General features: G+C 57.0%; 4 protein-coding genes and 3 pseudogenes. All 7 read right to left on the bottom strand.

The genetic code is table 11. The features are described from left to right. Positions 1-332 precede the first annotated feature (332 nt). Complete coding sequence (locus CSZ94_RS26825) at positions 333-1,427, bottom strand: S41 family peptidase (RefSeq protein WP_102124289.1); 1,095 nt, start codon at positions 1,425-1,427, stop codon at positions 333-335. Positions 1,428-1,536: 109 nt separating this feature from the next. Next, positions 1,537-2,229: an IS6 family transposase gene (locus tag CSZ94_RS26820; RefSeq protein ID WP_102124288.1), complete on the bottom strand. Its 693-nt coding sequence runs from the start codon at positions 2,227-2,229 to the stop codon at positions 1,537-1,539. Between the two features lie 77 nt (positions 2,230-2,306). After that, a complete protein-coding gene (locus CSZ94_RS26815; RefSeq protein ID WP_180977647.1) occupies positions 2,307-3,023 on the bottom strand; it encodes a 4'-phosphopantetheinyl transferase family protein in 717 nt (238 codons plus the stop codon). Beyond that, positions 3,014-3,766 carry a thioesterase II family protein gene (locus CSZ94_RS26810; protein WP_102124286.1) on the bottom strand — a complete coding sequence of 251 codons (753 nt, stop codon included), beginning with the start codon at positions 3,764-3,766 and terminating at the stop codon, positions 3,014-3,016. The genes CSZ94_RS26815 and CSZ94_RS26810 overlap by 10 nt, the downstream gene beginning before the upstream one ends. Before the next feature lie 170 nt (positions 3,767-3,936). Beyond that, positions 3,937-4,625: pseudogene (locus CSZ94_RS26805) on the bottom strand (IS6 family transposase). 80 nt (positions 4,626-4,705) lie between these two features. Further along, a pseudogene (locus tag CSZ94_RS26800) lies at positions 4,706-5,335 on the bottom strand (enoyl-CoA hydratase-related protein); the annotation flags it as partial. Between the two features lie 14 nt (positions 5,336-5,349). After that, a pseudogene (locus CSZ94_RS29080) lies at positions 5,350-5,492 on the bottom strand (IS481 family transposase); the annotation flags it as partial.

Raw genomic sequence — 5,492 nt, 5'->3', positions numbered from 1 at the left:
CGACGGCGTGGATACAAGGTCGTTCGCCGACCAATTTTATGCCTTGGCAGGAATGGTCCGTCCAGTTTAAGGGGCACTGGCCGTTACGGGAAAATTCCGCCGTTTGATCAACAACGCGACAGAACCCTCTTGAGTGTCTAGCAGACTCGTGGCGATTCACATGTAGTCGATAGCATGTATCTTGCGCCACTTGAGGCGAAGCCGGATATTCATCCGGCTTGCACATTCCAGTAGCCTTCTCTTTAGATCGCCGGCACAAGGGAGAGCCGCAAAAAAAAGTCGTGTCAGAAGCCGTCGTTCGTGACGGCTTCGGGGGGAGCAAGGCGGATCGATTAACGCTCCCCCCTGAGGGTATAGACTGGCTTCTCGGTTTCTCCCTTCTCCACCATCGCAAGCAGGCGCTGCAGTTCCGTGCGCTCGTTGCCGTCCTTTGCCGATGACACCAGGTTGCGCAGGATGGCGACATGCGCCGTCTGCAGCGCCTGTGCTGCGGGCACGGCAATGTCCGGTTTCACGCCGACGTGCTCCCAGTTGGTTTTGGTGACGAAATTGGTCGTGCGCGCGGTCGGGATCGAGACAATGATGTCCTGCCCCACGTTGTACCAGCTCACGGGATTGGAGCCGCCGCCTGTGGTTTCTCCGACCACCGTGCCGCGCTTCTGCGCCTGGATGCCATAGGAGAAATCCTCCCCGCCGGAGAACGTGCGGGCCGAGGTCAGCACGTACACGGGCTTGTCGTAACGCTGTGCGACCGTCTTCACGGTCCAGAACTGCCGCGTCGTATCGCTCGGGCGGTCGTACATGTCGATCAGGTGACGCTCGTCGCCTAGCGGGAAGAAATGACTCATCAGGTAAGCCACGCTGGCCGGGCTGCCGCCGCCGTTGCGGCGCAGGTCGAGGATCAGCGCATCGGTGCCCGCCATGAGCGACATCGCCGCCGTGTACGCCGCGCCGACGAATTCCGGGCCGCCAAAGCCGCGCAGCTCGATATAGCCGACGTTGCCGGGAAGGCGTTCGATCTTCCCGATGTCATAGCCGCGCCGCGCGGTTTGATCGCGCCACTCTTCCATCTTGGCGCGACTGGGCAGTTCGGGGGTACCGCTGCGCTCACGAAGACCTTCATAAAACGCGGCGCCGAAATGCAGGTCGCCGCTCAATTCGCGCAAGTCCTTCGCCAGCGCCGCACTGAACGCCTTCACACTGGCGGCGGTCGCATAACCTCCTTCTGCATTTTTCCTGGCGATCGCACGGCCGACCCGTTCCGCCACCGCTGGCTCGATGTAATTTGCGTTCATTTTCGTTACCAGTGTCTGCACGATCGCAGCGCGGGCGGACGCGTTCAAGACGGTGTCCTCCGCCGCGAAGGCGGAAAACGACAACAGCGCACCCAATACGACTGCTGCGACAAATTTCTTTCTACCTGCCATACATTCCTCCAAGTTGGACTACGAAGCGTTTGATTGTTGTGTGAAAAAAATAGGTTCTGTCGCATTGTTGATGAAACGGCGGAATTTTTCCGGCATGGCACATCGCCTCTCAAACAAGACGGACCTTGCCCGCCAGGGCATAAAATTGGTCGGCGAACGACATCGCATCGGTTCCGTTGATTGCAAACTGGCCCTTGCTGATCATGTGCATGAGCTCGACGCCGGCGAGCACGCAGTGGGCGGCGCGGAACGATTTGAAGTTGAGCATCGGCCTGGTCACCCGCTTGATGGCGCGATGGTCCTGTTCGACGATGTTGTTGAGGTATTTGACTTGACGCACCACGATCGGCACGTCGCGGCAGGTGTTGATCGCATCGATAGCCGCCTTGTTGGCGCCGCTCTTGTCCATCGCGACCTTGTCCGGGTCGCCGTTCGCTCCTATAGCCTTGTCGAAGAAGCGCTTCGCCGCGGCCATGTCGCCCATCGCCGTGAGCAGGAAGTCGACGGTCTTGCCCTGCTTGTCGACAGCGCGGTAGAGGTATTTCCAAACGCCCTTGACCTTGATGTAGGTCTCATCCATTCGCCAGCTGCCGCCGACGGGACGCTTGTGTTTGCGGGCCATCTTCTCGATGTGCGGCAGAAATCGGACCGCCCATCGATTGATCGATGAATGGTCGACCAACACGCCGCGCTCCTCCATCATTTCTTCCAGATGCCGGTAGCTCAGCGGGTACGCCACGTACCAACGAATGCAGACCAAGATCACCTCGATCGGAAAGCGCATTCCTTTGAAGTTGAGCATGTCGATTCATCCAAGGTTCGGGCGCCGTAGTTTACTTGATCGGCGATCGGCGGCTTGCTAATGCGACAGAACCAGGCTCACTGCGGCAACGCCCAAGGGCGCAAGCTGATCGCCGCATCTGGAATTGGCAGGCACACACTAGCGCTATAGGCAAGATTGGCTTGGTGCAGTGCAAGCAGGTAGGAATAGTAACGCGAAGTCTGCATCAATCTGTCATCTTGCACGAGCGCGATCGGTAGCGCCTGCTCGTCCTCGACACTGAGATTACCCATATTGGCCTGCAAGCCAATGCCCAGCGCCTTGCAATAGGCTTCCTTGCGGGACCAGATACGGTAGAAGAGCGCGGCCCGCTGTGCTGGCGGGCACAGCTTGAAAGTTTCCTTTTCGCGTGGATGGCAGACGATATCGATCAGCGCGCCGATATCGCAGTCCGCGCGCAACATGTATTCGAGATCTATCCCCACCGGATATGCCGACACTGCGATCAGAGCGTGGCGCCCGCTATGCGACAAATTGAAGTGGCGGGCCAAACCCGCATTCGGCCAGTTAATCTCGGGCTTGCCAAACTCACCGTACCGGAAAACAATGCCGGCCGGGGCGTAACCGCTATACTCCGCAAGCACCAGACGCAGCGCGCAGCGCGCACGCATGAAGTCGCACCGCAAACTTTCACTGAAATAGCGGTCAGCCCTAGCCTGTTCGTCCAGACTTAGGATGGCGCTATACGCGTCGAGCGCGCCACAGTCCAGGTCAAGTTGCCAGATGTGAACCGCACTCAGGGTTTCTAGGTGCATGCCATGCCGAGCAGTTCTGAACGGATACAGTCGAACACAGCGGCGCGCTGCGGATGAATGAAGAAATGGTCGCCATCGAACCAAGCGATGCGGCAGTCGCCTCTGGTTTCCTTTTTCCATCCTCCAACATGCTCACCCTCGCCGTTTTTGTCTTCCCTCCCCATCAGGACAGTCATTGACATATTCAGCAAGGCACCTGGACGATACGTGTAATTGCCGGCCAGAGCAAAGTCGGCGCGTATCACTGGCAGCAGTAGTTTCATCAGTTCGCGGTGCTCAAGCACGACCAGCGGCGTTCCGTTGTAGCGCTTTAGTTCTTCGATTAGGGCATCGTCCGCCAACAGGTGCAGTTCCAATTTGCGCCGATGCTGGGGTGCGCTCGCACCTGATAGAAATAGGTGACGCGGAGTTGGCAGCCTTTGGTGATGCAGATAGCGCGCCACTTCGAACGCGAGCAGAGCACCGAGGCTATGGCCGAAAAAGGCAAATGGCATACTGCCCTGACTCGCGATAAGCTGCGCCACTGTAGCGGTGACGGCAGCGAGCGAGGTCAGCGGCTCTTCACCAAAACGGCGGCCGCGCCCCGGTAATTCAATGGCGCAGATTTCGATCGCGGGGTCCAGTTCTGCTTGCCATGACGCGTAATTGGCAGCGGAACCGCCAGCATAGCAAAAACAATATAGGCGCAGGCGGCGCCCCGCGCCTGACTGACGAATCAGCCAAGGGCTCAGTGGCAAAGTCATAGCATAGTTCCAAAGAATGCAGCAGTTTTAAAGAGAAAAATACATTTTTCCTAATTACCTTCTGTTAATTTTACGACAAAGTCCACGTTCTTAAAATAGGCATCATCGTGGGTTCTGTCGCATTGGCGATCAAACGGCGGAATTTTCCTGGGTGGGCACTGTGCCGCTCATTACGGACGGACCATTCCTACCAGCATAGAAAATTGGTCGGCGAACGACCTTGTATCCACGCCGTCGATCGCGAACTGGTTCTTGTGGATCATGTGCATGAGCTCGATGCCGGCGAGCACGGAGCAGGCGGCGCGAAATGATTTGAAGTTGAGCATCGGCCTCGTTATTCGCTTGATGGCGCGGTGATCCTGTTCGACGATGTTGTTGAGGTATTTGACTTGGCGCACAAGGATCGGCACGTCGCGACCGGCGTTGATCGCATCGATGGCGCCTTGTTGGCGCCGCTCTTGTCCATCGCGACCTTGTCCGGATCGCCGTTCGCTCCCATGGCCTTGTCGAAAAAGCGCTTCGCCGCAGCCATGTCGCGCTTGGCCGTCAGCAGAAAATAGACGGTCTTGCCCTACTTGTCGACGGCGCGGTAGAGGTATTTCCAGACGCCCTTGACCTTGATGTACGTCTCGTCCATGCGCCAGCTTTCGCCGACCGGGCGCTTGTGTTTACGGGACATTTTCTCGATCAGCGGCAAGAAGCGAATCGCCCATCGGTTGATCGTCGAATGGTCGACCGACACGCCACGCTCTTCCATCATTTCTTCCAAGTGTCGATAGCTCAGCGGATATGCCGCATACCAACGAATGCAAACCAGGATCACGTCGATCGGAAAGCGCATTCCTTTGAAGTTGACCATGTCGATTCGTCCTGGATTCGGGCACCGCAGCTTATCCGAACGGCCCGCCGGCGTTCGCTAATGCGACAGAACCATCGTGGTTATTCCCCTTTCCAGCATGGATCACGCTTCTCAACAAATGCTCGTGGCCCTTCAATGCAATCGAGGCTGTGTCGGCGCTTCTCTTCAGATGCATATGAGGTGGCGAATGCTGTTTCAATATCCATTGTCTGAGCGCGCGCGGTAACCTCCTTAATTGCCCTGACCGCTAATGGAGCGCAGCGCAATACATCGTCCACCCAGCGCTGGACAGCGTAATCGAGTTCGCCCAATGGCACCACTTCATTGACTAAGCCCAGTTCGTAAGCACGTCCTGCACTGAACGATCTACCTGTCATTAGATATCCAACAGCCGTTTTGTAGGGAATTTGTTTTGGAAGGCGAAACAATCCGCCGGCGCCGGCCACCAGGCCAAGGCGCGCCTCAGGCAGAGCAAAAATAGCGCAATCGGACGCGACGATAATGTCACACGCTAGTGCCAACTCCAGTCCACCCCCAAGTACGTAGCCGTTGACTTTCGCAATAATGGGCTTTGATAACGAAAACCGTTCCGTTAGACGAGGCCATCCTGGGCGTCCCACACTACCAAATGAGGACGCCGTCTCGCCCCTATCAGTCCGATCCACCAGTTCCTTTAGATCTTGTCCAACCGAAAAAGCTTTGCTCCCCTCACCGGCGAGTACGCCTAGCTGTCAAGACCTGCCTGGTTATATACGCGTTTAACGAATAATTCCGGCTTTTTCTCCTGCCATTTCTTCATCGCCTGAATCGGTGTTGCGTTATCCAAGGCGCGCTGGGGAATGTTGTGGTTGTAGATTTTCAGGTAAT

Origin of the sequence: Janthinobacterium sp. ROICE36 (assembly GCF_002869965.1) — a bacterium.
Lineage (GTDB): Bacteria > Pseudomonadota > Gammaproteobacteria > Burkholderiales > Burkholderiaceae_D > Janthinobacterium.
This window is presented reverse-complemented; position numbering and strand designations above follow the sequence as displayed.